The organism is Kitasatospora sp. NPDC001683 (genome assembly GCF_053596495.1).
The window spans coordinates 152,982-170,142 of sequence record NZ_JBSFGK010000004.1; the positions used below are offsets into that span (position 1 = coordinate 152,982).

Annotated in this window: 16 protein-coding genes, 1 tRNA gene and 1 pseudogene; 7 read left to right on the forward strand and 11 right to left on the reverse strand. The window is 72.3% G+C overall.

Annotated elements, in window-relative coordinates:
* Together ACWCYO_RS03550 and ilvA are read right to left on the reverse strand one after the other, a co-directional pair.
* A complete protein-coding gene (locus tag ACWCYO_RS03550; protein WP_449783208.1) occupies positions 1-1,089 on the reverse strand; it encodes an ATP-binding cassette domain-containing protein in 1,089 nt (362 codons plus the stop codon).
* A gap of 180 nt (positions 1,090-1,269) precedes the next feature.
* Positions 1,270-2,481: a threonine ammonia-lyase gene (gene ilvA, locus ACWCYO_RS03555; RefSeq protein ID WP_449783209.1), complete on the reverse strand. Its 1,212-nt coding sequence runs from the start codon at positions 2,479-2,481 to the stop codon at positions 1,270-1,272.
* Positions 2,482-2,664: 183 nt separating this feature from the next.
* Here ilvA and ACWCYO_RS03560 point away from each other — a divergent pair, with 183 nt between their 5' ends.
* The gene (locus ACWCYO_RS03560; RefSeq protein WP_270144542.1) at positions 2,665-3,147 is read left to right on the forward strand and encodes a MarR family winged helix-turn-helix transcriptional regulator; all 483 of its coding nucleotides are present in this window, start codon (positions 2,665-2,667) and stop codon (positions 3,145-3,147) included.
* Between the two features lie 12 nt (positions 3,148-3,159).
* Here the strand turns inward: ACWCYO_RS03560 and ACWCYO_RS03565 are convergent, their stop codons facing one another.
* Positions 3,160-4,314, reverse strand: coding sequence for a cystathionine gamma-synthase (locus ACWCYO_RS03565; RefSeq protein WP_270144545.1), 1,155 nt, complete (start codon positions 4,312-4,314; stop codon positions 3,160-3,162).
* A 119-nt stretch (positions 4,315-4,433) separates the two neighbouring features.
* Between ACWCYO_RS03565 and msrA the strand changes: the two genes are divergently transcribed.
* Both msrA and ACWCYO_RS03575 read left to right on the forward strand, forming a co-directional pair.
* Entirely contained in the window at positions 4,434-5,099 is a 666-nt protein-coding gene (msrA, locus tag ACWCYO_RS03570; RefSeq protein WP_270144546.1) for a peptide-methionine (S)-S-oxide reductase MsrA, read from the forward strand.
* A gap of 135 nt (positions 5,100-5,234) precedes the next feature.
* Positions 5,235-5,598 (forward strand): annotated as a pseudogene (locus ACWCYO_RS03575) (cupin domain-containing protein).
* 15 nt (positions 5,599-5,613) lie between these two features.
* On the opposite strand, the gene ACWCYO_RS03580 reads toward ACWCYO_RS03575, so the two are convergent.
* The 5 genes from ACWCYO_RS03580 to ACWCYO_RS03600 all read right to left on the reverse strand — a co-directional run bounded on the left by ACWCYO_RS03580 (position 5,614) and on the right by ACWCYO_RS03600 (position 10,828).
* The gene (locus tag ACWCYO_RS03580; protein ID WP_449783210.1) at positions 5,614-6,462 is read right to left on the reverse strand and encodes a hypothetical protein; all 849 of its coding nucleotides are present in this window, start codon (positions 6,460-6,462) and stop codon (positions 5,614-5,616) included.
* Positions 6,459-7,016 carry a SigE family RNA polymerase sigma factor gene (locus tag ACWCYO_RS03585; RefSeq protein WP_449783211.1) on the reverse strand — a complete coding sequence of 186 codons (558 nt, stop codon included), beginning with the start codon at positions 7,014-7,016 and terminating at the stop codon, positions 6,459-6,461. Before ACWCYO_RS03585 ends, ACWCYO_RS03580 begins: the two co-directional genes overlap by 4 nt.
* A 62-nt stretch (positions 7,017-7,078) precedes the next feature.
* The gene (locus ACWCYO_RS03590) at positions 7,079-8,308 is read right to left on the reverse strand and encodes a L,D-transpeptidase (RefSeq protein ID WP_405000813.1); all 1,230 of its coding nucleotides are present in this window, start codon (positions 8,306-8,308) and stop codon (positions 7,079-7,081) included.
* Between the two features lie 249 nt (positions 8,309-8,557).
* Positions 8,558-8,890 (reverse strand): hypothetical protein, encoded by a 333-nt coding sequence (locus ACWCYO_RS03595; RefSeq protein WP_030286581.1) that lies wholly within the window; start codon positions 8,888-8,890, stop codon positions 8,558-8,560.
* A 537-nt stretch (positions 8,891-9,427) separates the two neighbouring features.
* Entirely contained in the window at positions 9,428-10,828 is a 1,401-nt protein-coding gene (locus ACWCYO_RS03600; protein WP_270144555.1) for a cystathionine beta-synthase, read from the reverse strand.
* A gap of 328 nt (positions 10,829-11,156) precedes the next feature.
* On the opposite strand from ACWCYO_RS03600, the gene ACWCYO_RS03605 reads away from it, so the two are divergent.
* From ACWCYO_RS03605 to ACWCYO_RS03615, 3 genes are all read left to right on the forward strand, one after another.
* Positions 11,157-12,218 (forward strand): SGNH/GDSL hydrolase family protein, encoded by a 1,062-nt coding sequence (locus ACWCYO_RS03605; RefSeq protein ID WP_270144557.1) that lies wholly within the window; start codon positions 11,157-11,159, stop codon positions 12,216-12,218.
* Between the two features lie 64 nt (positions 12,219-12,282).
* The gene (locus ACWCYO_RS03610) at positions 12,283-13,503 is read left to right on the forward strand and encodes an acetyl-CoA C-acetyltransferase (protein WP_270144559.1); all 1,221 of its coding nucleotides are present in this window, start codon (positions 12,283-12,285) and stop codon (positions 13,501-13,503) included.
* 288 nt (positions 13,504-13,791) lie between these two features.
* Positions 13,792-14,700, forward strand: a complete 909-nt coding sequence (locus tag ACWCYO_RS03615) for a hypothetical protein (protein WP_449783212.1) — start codon at positions 13,792-13,794, stop codon at positions 14,698-14,700.
* 92 nt (positions 14,701-14,792) lie between these two features.
* On the opposite strand, the gene ACWCYO_RS03620 is transcribed toward ACWCYO_RS03615, so the two are convergent.
* The 3 genes from ACWCYO_RS03620 to ACWCYO_RS03630 all read right to left on the reverse strand — a co-directional run bounded on the left by ACWCYO_RS03620 (position 14,793) and on the right by ACWCYO_RS03630 (position 16,335).
* Entirely contained in the window at positions 14,793-15,161 is a 369-nt protein-coding gene (locus tag ACWCYO_RS03620; RefSeq protein ID WP_270144563.1) for a hypothetical protein, read from the reverse strand.
* An 84-nt stretch (positions 15,162-15,245) separates the two neighbouring features.
* Entirely contained in the window at positions 15,246-16,112 is an 867-nt protein-coding gene (locus ACWCYO_RS03625; protein WP_270144565.1) for a Bax inhibitor-1/YccA family protein, read from the reverse strand.
* Between the two features lie 141 nt (positions 16,113-16,253).
* Positions 16,254-16,335, reverse strand: a tRNA-Leu gene (locus ACWCYO_RS03630).
* Between the two features lie 296 nt (positions 16,336-16,631).
* On the opposite strand from ACWCYO_RS03630, the gene ACWCYO_RS03635 reads away from it, so the two are divergent.
* Positions 16,632-17,161 (forward strand): ABC transporter ATP-binding protein (locus tag ACWCYO_RS03635; protein ID WP_449783213.1); only part of this gene is annotated, 530 nt, incomplete at its 3' end.

Below are 17,161 nucleotides of genomic sequence, written 5' to 3' on the forward strand. Positions count from 1 at the left end.
TCAGCGCTCCGTTCCGGCCGTGACGGCCTGCTGCTGGTCCGGCTCCTGACCGTCGCCGGCGCCGTCCGCGTCATCGCCGCCCGTCTTCCCGCGGCCCCGGCCGCCCCGGCCGCGCCCCTTGGAGGCGCCGCCGTTGTCCTCCTCGACCGCATCGGCGACATGGCCGGTGAGGGTGAGGAAGACGTCGTCCAGGGTCGGGCGGCGCAGGCCTATGTCGTCGATCTCGATGCCCCGGCCGTCCAGTTCGCGGATCGCGTCGGCGAGCACCCGGGCGCCGCCGCTGACCGGCACGGTGATCTTCCGGGTGTTCTTCTCCACCGCCGGCTCGCCCAGCGCGTACCCGGACAGCGCCGCGACCGCGTCCGTGACCAGGCCCGGGTCGTGCACCACGACCTCGATCCGCTCGCCGCCGATCTGCGCCTTGAGCTGGTCGGCGGTGCCGCGGGCGATCACCCGGCCGTGGTCGACCACCGCGATGTCGTGCGCGAGCCGGTCGGCCTCCTCCAGGTACTGGGTGGTGAGCAGCAGCGTGGTGCCCTGCTCGACCAGGGTCTCGATGACCTCCCACAGGGCGAGCCGGTTGCGCGGGTCGAGGCCGGTGGTCGGCTCGTCCAGGAACATCACCGGCGGCCGGACGACCAGCGCGGCGGCGAGGTCGAGGCGGCGGCGCATGCCGCCGGAGTAGGTCTTGGCGGTGCGGTCCTTGGCCTCGGTGAGGTTGAACCACTCCAGCAGCTCCAGCGCGCGGGCCTTCGCGTCGCGGGTGCGCATCTGGTACAGCTCGCCGACCATCGTCAGGTTCTCGAAGCCGGTCAGGTACTCGTCGACCGCCGCGTACTGGCCGGACAGCCCGATCAGGCTGCGGACCCGGTTCGGGTGCTTGAGGACGTCGACGCCGGCCACCACCGCGCGGCCGGAGTCGGGGCGGAGCAGGGTGGTCAGGACGCGGACGGTGGTGGTCTTGCCCGCGCCGTTCGGGCCGAGCAGCCCGAGCACCGTGCCCTCGGGGACGTCGAGGCTGACGCCGTCCAGGGCCCGTACGTCGCCGAAGGTCTTCACCAGGTTCTCGGCTTGGATGGCTGGCGCCATGGCCTGCCTCATCTCCTTGGACGATTGTGGCGATCTGTTCCGCTTTGCCCCCCATTCGGGCGCACGGGCGACTCGGTTCCCGACACCGACACAGAACGCGATGTATCGCGAGTCTGACGACTCGCGATACATCGCGTCAAGGGGATTCGAAGAAAGTCTTCGAACCGGGACCGGAAGCGCTCAGCCCGCGACCACGTACCCCGCGTCCCGCAACTCCCCCACCACCAGCGCGCAGTGCTCCGGCCCCTTGGTCTCCAGGTGCAGGTCCACCTCGACCTCGGTCAGCCCGAGCCGCGGGTCGATCCGCACGTGCGCGACGTCCAGCACGTTGGCGTCCACCCTGGTCAGCACCCCCAGCAGGTCCGCCAGCGAGCCCGGCTTGTCCGCCAGCCGCACCCGCAGCGACAGGTAGCGCCCGGCCGCCGCCAGTCCGTGCCGCAGCACCCGCTGCATCAGCTGCGGGTCGATGTTGCCGCCGGACAGCACCGCCACCACCGGGCCCTCGAAGGAGTCCGGCTGCTCCAGCAGCGCCGCGATCGGCGCCGCCCCGGCCGGCTCGACCACCAGCTTCAGCCGCTCCAGGGCGAGCAGCAGGGCCCGCGACAGGGCGTCCTCGGAGACCGTGCGGATGCCGTCCGCCAGGGTGTTGATCACTTCGAACGGGATGTCCCCGGGGCGCCCGACCATGATCCCGTCGGCCATGGTGGCGAAGTGCTCCAGCGTCACCGGCCGCCCGGCCGCCAGCGAGGGCGGGTACGCGGCCGCGGCCGCCGCCTGCACCCCCACCACCCGGACGTCCGGCCGCAGCGGCTTGACCGCCGCCGCGATCCCGGCCAGCAGCCCGCCGCCGCCCACCCCGACCAGGATGGTGCGCACCTCGGGGCACTGCTCCAGGATCTCCAGGCCGACGGTCGCCTGGCCGGTGACCACGTCCCAGTGGTCGAAGGGGTGGATGAAGACCGCGCCGGTCGCCTCCGAGTACCGCTGCGCCGCCTGCAGCGCCTCGTCCACGGTGGTGCCGTGCAGCCGCACCTCGGCGCCGTACTCACGGGTGGCCGCGACCTTCGGCAGCGGCGCCGCGACCGGCATGAACACCGTCGAGCGCACCCCCAGCAGCGAGGCCGCCAACGCCACCCCCTGGGCGTGGTTCCCGGCGCTCGCCGCCACCACGCCGCCGGCCCGCTGCACCGGCGAGAGTCCCGCGATCCGCACGTACGCCCCGCGCAGTTTGAAGGAGCCGGTGCGCTGGAGGTTCTCGCACTTCAGGTGCACCGGCGCGCCGACCAGCCCGGACAGGTGCCGGCTGCCCTCCATCGGGGTCACCCGGACGACCCCGGCGAGCATCTTCTGGGCCCCGCGGACGTCGTCGAGGGTGATCGGCCAGTTGTGCATGATGTCAGCCTAGGGCGCCCCGTGTGGGGCGGGCCGGATCAGCGCGCCCGGCCTGGCCCGCACGGGGAGCCCCCGGGTGCGAGCACCGGCAATCGGGGACGTCGGGCCTGTTCCCGGGCCCGCTCCGCCCGCGTACGCTGCTGCTTCTGAGCTTCTCTCACCGCATGACGATCGTGAGCCGCGATGACGACGACCTCGCCCCAGGCCACTGACCGAACCGAGCCCGTGCACACCCAACTCCAGTACCAGCTGGCGGTGTTCGCCCGCCGGATGGAACAGGTCCGGACCTCCGGCGGCGGCGTCGGCACGCTGGACCGGGCCGCCTACCTGCTGCTCGATCGCCTGGAGCGGCACGGTGCGGCGAACGTCAAGGCGCTGGCCGAGGCGCTCGGCGTGGACTCCTCCACGGTGACCCGCCAGGTCGCCCCGCTGGTCGCGGCCGGGCTGGTCGGCCGGGTGCAGGACCCGGCCGACCGCCGCGCCGTACGGCTCGCGCTGACCTCCTGCGGCATCGGCCGGCTCGCCGAAGTCCGGGACGGCCGGGCCGAGTTGACCCGCCGCCTGGTGGCCGACTGGCCGCCCGAGGAGCAGCAGGCGTTCTGCGCCCTGCTGGCCCGCTTCAACCTCGCGATGGAGTCGTACACGGCGAACCAGCAGGGGCAGTGAGAGCCAACGGCCTCAGCCGAGCGCCTGCGTGAGGTCGGCCAGCAGGTCGTCGATCGACTCGATGCCGACCGAGACGCGCACCAGGTCGGCCGGCACCTCCAGCGGCGAGCCGGCCGCCGAGGCGTGGGTCATCCGGCCCGGGTGCTCGATCAGCGACTCCACGCCGCCCAGCGACTCGCCCAGGGTGAACAGCTGCGCGCGGTTGCAGACCTCGACGGCCGCCTCCTCGCCGCCGGCGACCCGGAACGAGACCATGCCGCCGAAGGCCTTCATCTGCTTGGCCGCGATGTCGTGGCCGGGGTGCTCGGGCAGACCCGGGTAGAGCACCTGGCTGACCTTGGGGTGGCTGCTCAGCAGCTCGGCGACCTTCTCCGCGTTGGAGCTGTGCCGGTCCATCCGGACGCCCAGGGTCTTGATGCCGCGCAGCACCAGCCAGGCGTCGAACGGCCCGGAGACGGCGCCCATCGCGTTCTGGTGGTACGCGACCTCCTCGCCGAGGCCCGCCTCGGCCAGCACCAGCGCACCGCCGACCACGTCCGAGTGGCCGCCCATGTACTTGGTGGTGGAGTGCACGACCGCGTCCGCGCCGAGCGCGATCGGCTGCTGCAGGTACGGGCTGGCGAAGGTGTTGTCGACCACCAGCAGCGCGCCGGCGCCGTGCGCGACCTCGGCGAGCCCGGCCAGGTCGGTGATGCCCAGCAGCGGGTTGGACGGGGTCTCCACCCACACCGCGCGGGTGTTGGGGCGCAGCGCGGCCCGGACGTCGTCCAGCTTCTGGGTGTTGGCGACGGAGAACTCGACGCCCCAGCGGGTCAGCACCTTGGCGAACAGCCGGAAGGTGCCGCCGTAGGCGTCATCGGGGATCACGATGTGGTCGCCCGGCTTGAGGATGGTGCGCAGCAGGGTGTCCTCGGCCGCCAGGCCGGAGGCGAAGGCGAGGCCGCGGGCGCCGCCCTCGAGCGCCGCGAGGCACTCCTCCAGCGCGGTGCGGGTGGGGTTGGCGCTGCGGCTGTACTCGTAGCCGCCCCGCAGGCCGCCCACCCCGTCCTGCTTGTAGGTGGACACCTGGTAGATCGGCGTGACGACGGCCCCGGTCTGGGGGTCTGCTTCCTGCCCTGCGTGGATGGCGAGGGTCTCGAAGCCATGGGGAAGCTGGTGCTCGGTCATGGCTCCGAGCCTAGTGGCCGTGCGACCGTGCGCTCGCCGGAATCCGGGCACGGAATCCGCGGGCCGTCAGGTGCGTTGAACCCTGGGCAACCCTCCCTACCCCGCTGGAGCAGGCCGTGATGTTCAGCCGCCACCACAAGACCTCGCTCGTCCCCGCCGACCAGGCGCTGCCCGGCCGCCCGGCCCCGGGTTTCGCCCTGACCGAGCCGCACACCGTGCTCGGCCACCCGCTCACCGGGCCGTACCCGGAGGGGCTGGAGGTGGCCGACTTCGGGCTGGGCTGCTTCTGGGGCGCCGAGCGCACGTTCTGGCGGCTGCCCGGCGTCTGGACGACGCTGGTCGGCTACCAGGGCGGCCACACGCCCAACCCGACGTACGAGGAGGTGTGCAGCGGGCTGACCGGGCACACCGAGGCGGTCCGGGTGGTCTTCGACCCGGCGGTGATCTCCTACGAGCAACTGCTGAAGGCCTTCTGGGAGGCCCACGACCCGACCCAGGGCAACCGCCAGGGCAACGACGTGGGCACCCAGTACCGCTCCGCGCTCTACACCCACTCCCCCGCCCAGGCCGCCGCCGCGACCGCCACCCGGGACGCCTTCCAGCCCGCGCTGACCGCGCTGGGTTACGGCCCGATCACCACCGAGATCGCCCCGGCCGGCCCGTTCTACCCGGCCGAGCCGTACCACCAGCAGTACCTGTCGGACGCCAAGAACCCCAACGGTTACTGCGGCCTGGGCGGTACCGGCGCCTCCTGCCCGATCGGCGTGGCCCGCACCCAGGGCTGACCCCCGCGGCGCACCCGCCCGGGGCGCGGCCACCCAGAGTGACCGCGCCCCGGTCCGGACTCAGACTGGAACCACCGGCAGGGCGGCCCAGCCACCCCCCGGTGGCCGGGCCGCCCACGTGAGAGGAGTCGCGCCATGTCCGGTCTCGTCCGCAAGAGCTTCGACGAACCCGAGGAAGTCCGCCCCTTCGAAGAGGGCATGGGGGGAACTGCGTCTGGTCAACCTGGACGCCGGACCGGTGGGCCGGGCGGTGTTCCAGCCCGGGTGGCAGTGGTCCAAGCACGTCAAGCCGATCGCCAGGACCGAGAGTTGCGAGGCCGCCCACATGGGGTACGTGGTCTCGGGCCGGATGGAGATCGTCATCGACGACGGTGAACAGGCCGAGTACGGCCCCGGCGACTTCATGATCTGTCCGCCGGGGCACGACGCCTGGATCCTGGGCGACGAGCCGTGCGTGATCGTCGACTGGCAGGGCTTCGCGGACTACGCGAAGCGGTGAGGCGGCGCGACCGCCTCAGTGAGCGGTCGGCGCGGTCGGCGTGGTCAGCGTGGTCGGCGCGGTCGGCGCGGTGGTCTCGCCGGTGGCGCCCGGCGCGTGCACCCACTTGTGGTCGGCCGTCCGGCCGGGGGACTCGGCCAGCAGCCGGTCCTGGGCGTCGTAGACGCCGATCGGGTCGGCCGGCCACCCCACGGGGGCGGTCTGCTGCGGCTGGGGCTTGACGGGCCGGACCAGGTAGAAGGCCGTCCAGTTCTTCATCCCCGGGGCGGTGACCAGGGTGGCCGGAAGGGGCTTGCCGTCCTCGAACAAGATGATCTTGTCAGGGGTCGGGCCCAGGTAGAAGCAGAGCGACACCAGGTGCTGTGCGTCGCCGGTGCCCTGGCAGTAGACCTGCGGCTGGGAGTGGTCCAGGTTGTCACTGGTGACGTCCCGGCAGCTGAACGCCGAGTACCACTTCCCGTCCGGGCCGAGCTGCTCGTCGCAACGCTGGGTCTCGGTCACCCACATCCGAGAGGTGTCGGTGACCTGCACCTTCTCCCCGACCGCGACCTGCCGCACCGGCGAGGGCGGCAACGCGGTCTTCGTCGGGGTCGGAGTCGGTTGGGCCTGCGGCACCAGGGCGTACGCCCCCGCCGAGGGGGCCGCCCCCGCCCCGGCCGTGGCGTCCCCGCCCGGTCTGGCGCCGCCCACCGTCACCGCCGTCGCCCCGCAGACCAGCGCCACGGCCAGGGCGGCCGCCCCGACCCCCACCCTGCGCCGGGCGCGGCGCCGCCGGGCGCCGGCGATGACCGCCGCCGGGTCCGGTCCGGCCGCGTGCGGGTCCTCGTCCCTGAACAGCTCTCCGAGTCGGTCCTCGAAGCTCATACCGTCACCTCGATGTACGTCATGGGGCCCGCCGGGCCGCCCGCGCGGTCGGCGAGTTCGGGGTGTGCGCGCAGCTTCGACAGCGCCCGGTTGAGGGTGCTCTTCACGGTGCCCCGGGCGATTCCCAGTTCGGCCGCGATGGCGGCCTCGGTGAGGTCCCCGTAGTACCGCAGCACCACGACCGTCCGCTCCCGGCGGGTGAGGGCGCCCAACGCCTGGTGCAGCAGCGCCCGTTCGGCCTGCCGTTCGGCCAGGTCCTCGGCCAGCGGCCGGTCCGGGGTGTGGTCGGTGGGCAGTTCGTGGTTGCGCAGCCGACGCCACCAGTCGCGGTGCTGGTTCACCACGATCCGGCGGACGTACGCCGTGGGGTCGTCGCCGGTGATCCGGTGCCAGTGCAGGTAGGCGCGCTCCAGCGCCGACTGCACGATGTCCTTGGCCCGCTCCGGATCGCCGGTCAACAGCTCGGCCAGCCGCAGTAGTTGGCGGCCGCTCCCGGCGACGAACGCGCTGAATTCGGCGTCCTGTCGCTGTCTCTGCTCGCGTTTCACACCCATCAGACTCCTCGGGCGGACCGCGAGGTTCGGTCCGCCCGGGAGCTTTCTTCGGATGGGGAGGGTCAGACGGCGCTGCCGGCCTTCCAGTCGGCCCAGCTCAGGTTCCAGCCGTTCAGGCCGTTGTCCGGGGCGACGGTCTTGTCGCCGGAGTTCACGACCTCGACCACGTCGCCGACGATCGAGGACTTGTAGAACTTGTAGCCGTCCGTGCTGCTGTCCGAGGCGCCCTTGGCGTCCTGCAGGCCGACGCAGCCGTGGCTGGTGTTCTGCCCGCCGAAGATCGACGGCGAGGACCAGTAGTTGCCGTGGATGAAGGTGCCGGAGGTGGTCAGGCGCTGGGCGTGCGGCACGTCGGCGATGTCGTACTCACTGCCCAGGTTGACGGTCTGCGAGTTCATCCGGGTCTGGGTGAACTGCTCGGAGATGACCATCTTGCCGCCCCAGGTGGTGTGTTCGGGGGCGCCGCCGGAGATCTTGTAGACGGCGCTGACCTGGCCGTCCGTGGTGACGGTGAGCTTCTTGGTGGCGAGGTCGGCGACGCTGGTCTGGGCGCGGCCGATGGTGAAGCCGACGTCCTTGGACTGGGTGCCGTAGACGCCCTTGGCGCCCTCGACGTCCTTGAGTCGCAGCTTCAGGGTGACCTTGGTGCCCTTGGCCCAGTACTCCTGGGGCCGGAAGTCGAGGCGGGTGCTGGAGAACCAGTGGCCGACGATCTCGACGCCCGGCTCGGCTATCACGGTGATCGCCGACTGGACGGCCTTCTTGTCGGTGATCGGCTTGCTGAAGTTGATCGAGACCGGCATGCCGACGCCGACCACCGAGCCGTCCTCGGGGGTGAAGTAGCCCACGAAGGTGTTGGCCGGGGTCGCCGTGGTGAAGGTGGCGTTGGCGTCCGCCTCCAGCTTGTCCTTGTCGACGCCGCTGGCGGTGACCGAGTACTTGGTACCGCTGGCCGGGGCCGCCGCCGAGGTCCAGCTGGTGTTGTCGGCGGAGAGCTGGCCGGCCAGCTCCTTGCCGGTGGAGTCGGTGACCTTGACGGCGCTCAGGGTGCCGTTGCTGACCGTGACCTTGACCGGCTCGCTGAAGCTGGCACCGGTGGTGCCGTCCGCGGGGGTGACGGTGATCACGGCGGCCGAGGTCTTCGGGGCGCCGCTGCCGCCGCCCGAGCCGGGGGTGCCGCTGGCGCCGCCACCGCCGGAGCCGGCCTTGTCACCACTGCCGCCGCTGCCGCCGCTGTTGTCGTTGCAGGCCGCGAGCAGCAGCACCGGAGCGCCGATCAGGCCCGCGAGCATCCCGCGTCGGCTCAAGCTGCTTCCGGCCACCCGCCCCTGACCGTCCAGTGCCGTCACGTCGCGTCTCCCTGCTGATCCATCCCGGGCATTTACGGATACAGAAACGCAATCCGGCTGCTCACGGTTCCATCACCGAAGGGTAAGCGATCATATGAGATGACCCAACTTCCCGCTGAACATGGACAAAACGCCCGGCCCGCCGAAGGCGGACCGGGCGTTCACGGGCGGCGGCCACCGCAGGTGCGGCCGTTACTCGGCGGACTCCTCCACCGTGTACTCGTCCCACTCCTCGCTCTCGGGGTCGAACTCGGTCTGCGCCGACTCCCAGGTCGCCGAGGCGAGCTCGACGCCCGGGACGTCGCCGAGCAGCGCGACGGGGTCGATGAAGTGGGCGAGCGAACCCGACGGGTCCACCTCGATGGCCTCGACGGACTGGGCCCGCTCCTCGTCGTCGAGGTACTCGTCCCCGGCGACCTGCTGCAGGGCCGCCGCCTTGAGCGCGCCCTCGTCGGTGATCTCCGCGATGAGCTCGATCTTGAGCTTGACGTAGCGCGGGGCGTCGGTCGTTTCAGTGCTGGTCATGCGTGCGAGCGTACGGGAACGAAGGCCCCCCGGCGCGCACCGGAAGCGGCGCACGGGAAGGGCCGGTCCTCGGAACAGGACCGGCCCCACCGTTTCTCCGCCTCGGCTCCCCCACCCGGGAACCGCGGAGCCGCGCCGTGCGGCGCGGTGATCGCCGCGGGAGCCGCCGCACCCTGTCGACCGGCCGGAGCCGGACAGGGGCGGGACGACGGCGCCTCCCGCGGAGGGCCCCTCCCTCCGATGCCGGTCGGGGAGGGCGGACACGGCGGCCGGGTCAGGACCGTCCGACGTGTCCGGAGCCGACCGCGCCCGCCGGGGAGCCGCTCCCGGTCGGCCGCTGCCGTCTCGCTCGGCGTCTCGCCGTTGACCACCACGATGCCGGAGCCGTGTTAACCACGTGCTGCGGACAGGTGACGCCGGTGTACCACTTCGCCCGTGGACGAATCCTTCCGGTCCGTCCACGGGCGAAGTGGGGTGAGCCGGCGTCAGCTGGCTCCGTGAGCGGGCGTCAGTGCGCGCCCGCCCGGTGAGCCGGTGTCAGTGCGCGCCGCGGGTGGTCAGGAAGCCCAGCAGGTCCTGCCGGGTGACGATGCCCTGCGGCTTGCCCTCGACCAGCACGACCGCCGCGTCGGCCTTCTCCAGCACGGTCATCAGGTTGGTGACGGTCTCGCCCGAGCCGACCACCGGCAGCGGCTTGGACATCACCTTGTCCAGCGTGTCGGTCAGCTCGATCTCCTTGGCGAAGATGCCCTCCAGCAGCAGCTTCTCCACCACCGAGCCGATCACCTCGCCGGCCATGATGTCCGGGTGGCCGGCGCCCGGGGAGACCACCGGCATCTGCGAGACGCCGTACTCGCGCAGCACCCGGACCGCCTCGGCGACCGTCTCGTTCGGGTGCATGTGGACGAACTGCGGGACGCCGCCCTGCTCCATGGACTCCTTGCGGGCCAGCACCTCGCCGATGTGGGCCTCGTCGGTGGAGGAGGGCAGGAAGCCGTAGTCGGCCATCCAGTCGTCGTTGAAGATCTTCGACAGGTAGCCGCGGCCGCCGTCCGGCAGCAGCACCACGACGACGTCGTCCGGCCCGAGCTTGCGGGCCACCTCCAGCGCGGCCACCACGGCCATCCCGCAGGAGCCGCCGACCAGCAGGCCCTCCTCCTTGGCCAGGCGGCGGGTCATCTGGAACGAGTCCTTGTCGGAGACCGCGACGATCTCGTCCGCGACGTTGCGGTCGTAGGCGGTCGGCCAGAAGTCCTCACCGACGCCCTCGACCAGGTACGGCCGGCCGGTGCCGCCCGAGTAGACCGAGCCCTCCGGGTCCGCGCCGACGACCTTGACCTTGCCGCCGGAGACCTCCTTCAGGTAGTTGCCGGTGCCGGAGATGGTGCCGCCGGTGCCGACGCCCGCCACGAAGTGGGTGATCTTCCCCTCGGTCTGCTCCCACAGCTCCGGACCGGTGGAGTGGTAGTGCGAGGCCGGGTTCTCCGGGTTGGAGTACTGGTCCGGCTTCCAGGCGTTCGGGGTCTCGCGGACCAGGCGGTCGGAGACGTTGTAGTAGGAGTCCGGGTGCTCCGGGGCGACGGCGGTCGGGCAGACCACGACCTCGGCGCCGTACGCGCGCAGGGTGTTGATCTTGTCGGTGGACACCTTGTCGGGGCAGACGAAGATGCACTTGTAGCCCTTCTGCTGGGCCACGATCGCCAGACCGACACCGGTGTTGCCGGAGGTCGGCTCCACGATCGTGCCGCCCGGCTTGAGGGCGCCCGAGGCCTCGGCGGCCTCGATCATGCGCATCGCGATGCGGTCCTTCACCGAGCCGCCGGGGTTGAAGTACTCGACCTTCGCCAGCACAGTCGCGCTGATGCCCTCGGTGACCTTGTTCAGCTTGACCAGCGGCGTGTTGCCGACCAGGTCGATGATCGAGTTGTGGTACCGCACGGGGGTCCTCCCGGTCTATGGGCATGCGAGTGCATTCGGTACTGCAAAGCCTAGGGCGTGGGCGGCGCCCCGGGCTTCCCCTCCGGCCCTCTCCTCACTCCGGCCCCGCCTCCCCCAATGGGCCACCCCCTCCCCCGCCCCCGGTACTCCCGCCCTCCGCGCCCTTGCCTCTCCACCCCACCCGGCCCCGCGCAGCGGCCCCCGCCTCCCCCAATGGCCCACCCCCTCCCCCGCCCCCGGTACTCCCGCCCTCCGCGCGGGTAAGAGCGCTGTGCAGGCGTTGCCGTGCCCCGGAGGGGACGGCACGAGGACGCGAAGGGGGCAGCGGATGCCAGGCGCACAGGACTCGCGGGCCCGGGTGGCCCGCCGGATCGCCACTGCGGCGGCCTACGGCGGCGGTGGGCTCGGCCTGCTGGGGGTGGGGCTGGTGGGCCTGCTGCTGACCGAGAGCAAGCTCGCCATCCAGGCCATCGGCATCCTGGAGACCGTCCCGCCCAAGGCGGACGGCGTCTACGGCGAGGCCTTCGCCGACCAGCGCACCGCCCCGCAGCCCCCGCTGGTGCTGGCCGTCCTCGGTGACTCCACCGGCGCCGGCCTCGGGGTGGCCCGGGCCCGCGAGACCCCGGGCGCGCTGCTGGCCGCCGGTCTGGCCTCGGTGGCCGAGCGCCCGGTGCGGCTGGTCAACGTGGCCCGCTCCGGCGGCCGCTCCGCCGACCTCTCCGGTCAGCTGGAGCAGGCCCTGCGGCACCGCCCGGACATCGCCGTGATCATGGTCGGCGCCAATGACGTGACCCGGCACAGCCCCGCCCAGCTCGCCGTCCGCCAGCTCGGCGAGGCCGTCGCCGCGCTGCGCGCGAACGGCTGCGAGGTGGTGGTGGGCACCTGCCCGGATCTCGGGACGATCAAGCCGGTGCGCCCGCCGCTGCGCTGGGTGGCCCGGCGACTGAGCCGCCAGCTGGCCGCCGCGCAGACCATCGCGGTGGTGGAGGCGGGCGGCCGCACCGTGTCGCTGGGCTCGCTGCTGGGCCCGGAGTTCGCCGCCCGCCCGGAGATGTTCGCCGCCGACCGCTACCACCCGTCCGCCCAGGGCTATGCCACCGCCGCGATGGCCGTGCTGCCCTCGGTGTGCGCCGCGCTGGACCTGTGGCCGGAGGAGGAGCGGCCGAGCGCCGCCGTCCCGGGCGAGACGGTGCTGCCGGTCGCGGTGGCCGCGGCGGCGGCGGCCGGGCGGGCGGGCACCGAGGTGGCGGCCGTGGAGGCGGAGGGCGCGGGCCGGCGCTGGGCCCTGCTGCGCCACCGGCTGCGGGTCGGCCCGGAGGCGGCGCGGGAACCGGGCGAGGATCCGGGGAGCACGTCGGCCAGCTCACACGCCGGGGCCGGTGACGGTTGAGCTACCAAGCGGTAACTTTCCTCCCGGACCGCCGAGTCCGCCGTCACCCAGCGAGGAGCCCGCAATGCCCGAAGCCGTCATCGTCAGCGCCGCCCGTTCGCCGATCGGCCGGGCCTTCAAGGGTTCGCTCAAGGACGTCCGCCCGGACGACCTGACCGCCCACATCATCCAGGCCGCCCTGGCCAAGGTCCCGCAGCTCGACCCGCGCCAGATCGACGACCTGATGCTCGGCTGCGGCCTGCCCGGCGGCGAGCAGGGCCACAACCTGGCCCGCATCGTGGCCGTGCAGATGGGCATGGACTACCTGCCCGGCGCCACCATCACCCGCTACTGCTCCTCCTCGCTGCAGACCACGCGGATGGCGCTGCACGCGATCAAGGCCGGCGAGGGCGACGTCTTCATCTCGGCCGGCGTCGAGACCGTCTCGCGCAGCGTCAAGGGCACCTCGGACGGACTGCCCGGCACCATGAACCCGATCTTCGACGAGGCCCAGGCCCGCACCGCCAAGCGCGCCGAGGAGGGCGGCGGAGAGTGGCACGACCCGCGCGAGGACGGCCTGCTGCCCGACGCCTACATCGCGATGGGCCAGACCGCCGAGAACCTGGCCGCGCTCAAGGGCATCACCCGCGCCGAGCAGGACGAGTTCGGCGTCCGCTCGCAGAACCTCGCCGAGGCCGCCATCAAGGCCGGTTTCTGGGAGCGCGAGATCACCCCCGTCACGCTGCCGGACGGCACCGTGGTGAGCACCGACGACGGCCCGCGCGCCGGCGTGACCCTGGAGGGCGTGTCCGGCCTCAAGCCGGTGTTCCGCCCGGACGGCACCGTCACCGCCGGCAACTGCTGCCCGCTGAACGACGGCGCCGCCGCCCTGGTCATCATGTCCGACACCAAGGCCCGCGAGCTCGGCATCACCCCGCTCGCCCGGGTGGTCTCCACCGGCGTCAGCGCCCTCTCCCCCGAGATCATGGGCTACGGCCCGGTCGAGGCCTCCAAGCAGGCGCTCCGGCGGGCCGGTCTGACCATCGACGACATCGACCTGGTCGAGATCAACGAGGCCTTCGCGGCCCAGGTGATCCCCTCCTACCGCGACCTCGGCATCGACCTGGACAAGCTGAACGTCAACGGCGGCGCCATCGCGGTCGGCCACCCCTTCGGCATGACCGGCGCCCGGATCACCACCACGCTGATCAACTCCCTGCAGTGGCACGACAAGCAGTTCGGCCTGGAGACCATGTGCGTCGGCGGCGGCCAGGGCATGGCCATGGTCATCGAGCGCCTCAGCTGACCCTCCGGCACCTCCGAAGGGTCTGGACCACCCATTTGGAGTGACGCAGCGTAATTGAGGGCCGGATCACACCGCGAGGTCGATCCGGCCCTCCTTTCCGTCATTTCCGGTCCGGAAATCGACACTGCGGAGCGGATCAACTCCACTGCGTAGAACGGTGTTACCTAACAATTTGGGGACAAGCGCGAAAGTTCCGGACGAATTAGACATTCGCCACTGCGGTAACAGCCCCGCATGCGGCAGTGTGGACACGTAACCCCGTTCCGCTCCTCGCTAGGAGTACGTTCCGTGAGCGCCGTCTACACCATCCTGCTGCTGATCCTGATCACCGTGTCGACCGCCGTGCTGCTCCGTCTCCGCGGAATCTCCCGCCGGCTGGACGCACAGGCCGCGGCCCGGGCCGTGCCCGCACCGGTGGACGAGGCCGCGATACGCCGGGCCGTCACCGAGGCGCTCGCCGCCGACCGCGAGCGGGAGATCACCGAGGCCCGGGCGTTCTGGGCCGAGCAGGAGGCCCGCGCGGCCGAGGACGCGCCACTGTTCGACTCCCCGTTCACCGGCACCGAAGAGTGGCCGCTGTTCTTCCCCCGCCCCACCGGCCCGCAGGACGCCGCCGACAACGCCGGGACGATGGACCCGGAGTTCGGCGAGGCGCTGCGCTCCGCGCTGGAGGACCTGATCAACGAGCCCGGCACCGACGGCGGCGCCCCGCTGCGCCCCGGCCACCCGGTCGGCGAAACCGCCAAGGACGCCCGGGCCCGCCGCGAGGCCGACCTGCTGGCCACCGGTCTGGAGGCCGGACTGCTGGACGCCGAGCCGCTCGTGGAGGACGCCCCGGCCGCCGCGCCCGACCCGCGCCGCCACCCCTCGCACCCCGACTTCGTGCCGAGCCAGGCGCCCTCCCACGAGTGGACCGACACCCGGCTCGCCGCCCTCGCCGAGGAGGCCGTCGCCCTGGTCGACGTCCGCCCGGGCCCGCTGGGCACCCTGGACGTGTACGCCTTCGCCGACGGCACCACGCTCTGCGTGGCCCCCGGCGACCGGGAGGCCGCCTACCGGCTGATCGACGCGGTCCGTGCCGGTGAGCACGTCCGACTGCTCGGCGGCTCGCGCTTCTCGGGCTCGTACTCGCTGACCTTCTCCACCGACGACGAGGCCGTCTACGTGCTCGCGGACCGGGTGGTCGCCAGCATCTGACACCACCTCACCCACGCAGCGGGACCGAAGGCCGGCCGGGTCAAGGGGTTAGCGACCGGGCCGGCCTTCGGCGTGTCCGGCGCCGGGAAGCCTCAGGCGCAGAGTTCGGCCGTCTCCCGCACTGCGGCCACCGCCCCGGCCAGCACCTCGCCCGCCACCACCGGACCGTCCGACAGCGCCACCTCGGCGCCCTCCGGCAGGACCGTCAGCGCGGCCGCCAGGTCGTGCCCGGCGACGGCCAGCTGGTCCCCCGCCGCGAAGGCCCCGGCGTCCGGGAACTCCCGTTCCGGCCCGCCCTCCGCCGCCAGCGCGAGCGCGGCCAGCCGCCGGGCCAGCGCCAGCACGGCCGCCGCCCGCGACGGGTGTCCGGGCACCGCGCCCAGCAGCTTGCTCTGCGGCAGCGAGCGGAAACGGTCCGCCAGTTCGTCGACGGCTTCGACCAGGGGCTGTACGTCATGCATGCACAGGAGCGTAACCAAACGCCGCCGGGCCCCGGAACGGCGTGCTCCGGGGCCCGGCGGTGGTGGTGCGGCGGGGAGTGGGCGTCAGTCGTCGCCGCGCAGGATCGCGATCAGCCGCAGCATCTCCATGTAGATCCAGACCAGCGACAGGGTGAGCCCGAAGGCGGCCCGCCAGGACTCGCGCTGCGGGGCGCCCTGGGCGATGGCCTCCTCGATCGCCGCGAAGTCCAGCGACAGGAAGAAGGCGCCCAGACCGATGCCGACCAGACCGACCACGATGCCCAACGGGCCGGAACCCAGCCCCAGGTTGGCACCGAAGGCCATCGCGACCACGTTGACCAGCATCAGCAGCAGGAAGCCCAGGCCGACCGCGAGGCCGATCCGCTGGTAGCGGGCGGTGACCCGGATCCGACCGCTCCTGTAGGCGAACAGCATCGCCCCGAAGACCGCCGCCGTGCCCAGCACCGCCTGGATCACGATGCCGTTCAGGACGGTGTTCAGCGCGTGCGACCAGGCGCCCATCGCGAAGCCCTGGAGGGCCGCGTAGGTCAGGATCAGCGGCGGGCTGACGCTGCGCTTGAAGGAGGCCACCAGGCCGACCACCATGGCCACCAGGCTGGCGGCGATCGCGAAGCCGTAGTTCTCGAACGGCAGCGCGAACCAGGCCACCGCACCGGCGGCGACCAGGGTGAGCAGCGTCATGGCGGTGCGGGCGACCACGTCGTCGAGCGTCATCCGCCCGGTGGCCGCGGGGCCGGCCGACGGCCCGTTGTACATCTGGTAGAGCTGCTCGTCCGTCAGCGGGCCCTGCCCCTGGGGCTGGGCGTACTGCGTCCCCGCGTAGGGGTTGCCGTACGGAGCCCCGGCCTGACCGCTCGTTCCGAACCCCGCGTAACCGGGCTCGCGGGTGAACGACCCTTCCCGCGAGAAGACCGGGTTGCTGCTTCTCATTGCTCATTCCCTCCGTGGCGGCACTGCGCCGCCCGTGCACCAGGGTAATGGCTTGGCAAAAATTCCGGGATACGCCGCGAGGAGGATCCGGTGAACGACTCCCGGCGGGGACGCCGGTGGCGCCCCCGCGGGTCGTTGCGGTGCCCGGAGCCGGACTCGAACCGGCACGGCCTCGCGGCCAAGCAGTTTTAAGCTGCCCGTGTCTGCGTTCCACCATCCGGGCGTCCTGCGAACCACCCCTGAGAGTAGTCGCCCGGATCACTCTTTCGCATGTTCCCAGCCCCGGAAGTTGTCATGTTTCCTTGCCATCTGACGAATAGTTCGGGATTCGGCCACGAAGCACGGTGATTCCGGCCACCAGGCCGCCCTCAGGGTTCCCGTCATACCGCAGGAGGAGGGTCGCGCCCCTTCCGTACACCCAGCGGTGGTCGGGCCAACCGTCCGGCGGAGCGACGTAGAACCATGATCGCGTCGCGGAGCATGGAAGGACGAATCCGCGAACCAGCAAGGAGCACCCCCGTGACCACGTCGACCGCGGCCGCCGTCCACACGGGCCTGGCGGCCGCCCGCGCCACCGGTCTGAACAAGGTCTACGGGGAGGGGGAGACCCGGGTCGTCGCCCTCGACGACGTCAGCGTCACCTTCCCCCGGGGCGAGTTCACCGCCATCATGGGCCCCTCCGGCTCCGGCAAGTCCACCCTCATGCACTGCATGGCCGGCCTGGACACCGTCTCCTCCGGCTCCACCACCATCGGCGACACCGAACTCGTCGGCCTCAAGGACAAGCAGCTCACCCAACTGCGCCGCGACCACATCGGCTTCATCTTCCAGGCCTTCAACCTGCTCCCCACCCTGACCGCCCTGGAGAACATCACCCTCCCCATGGACATCGCCGGCCGCAAGGCCGACCAGGCCTGGCTCGACCGGGTCGTCGACACCGTCGGCCTCTCCGGACGCCTCAGCCACCGCCCCTCCCAGCTCTCCGGCGGCCAGCAGCAGCGCGTCGCCTGCGCCCGCGCCCTCGCCGGAAAGCCCGACATCATCTTCGC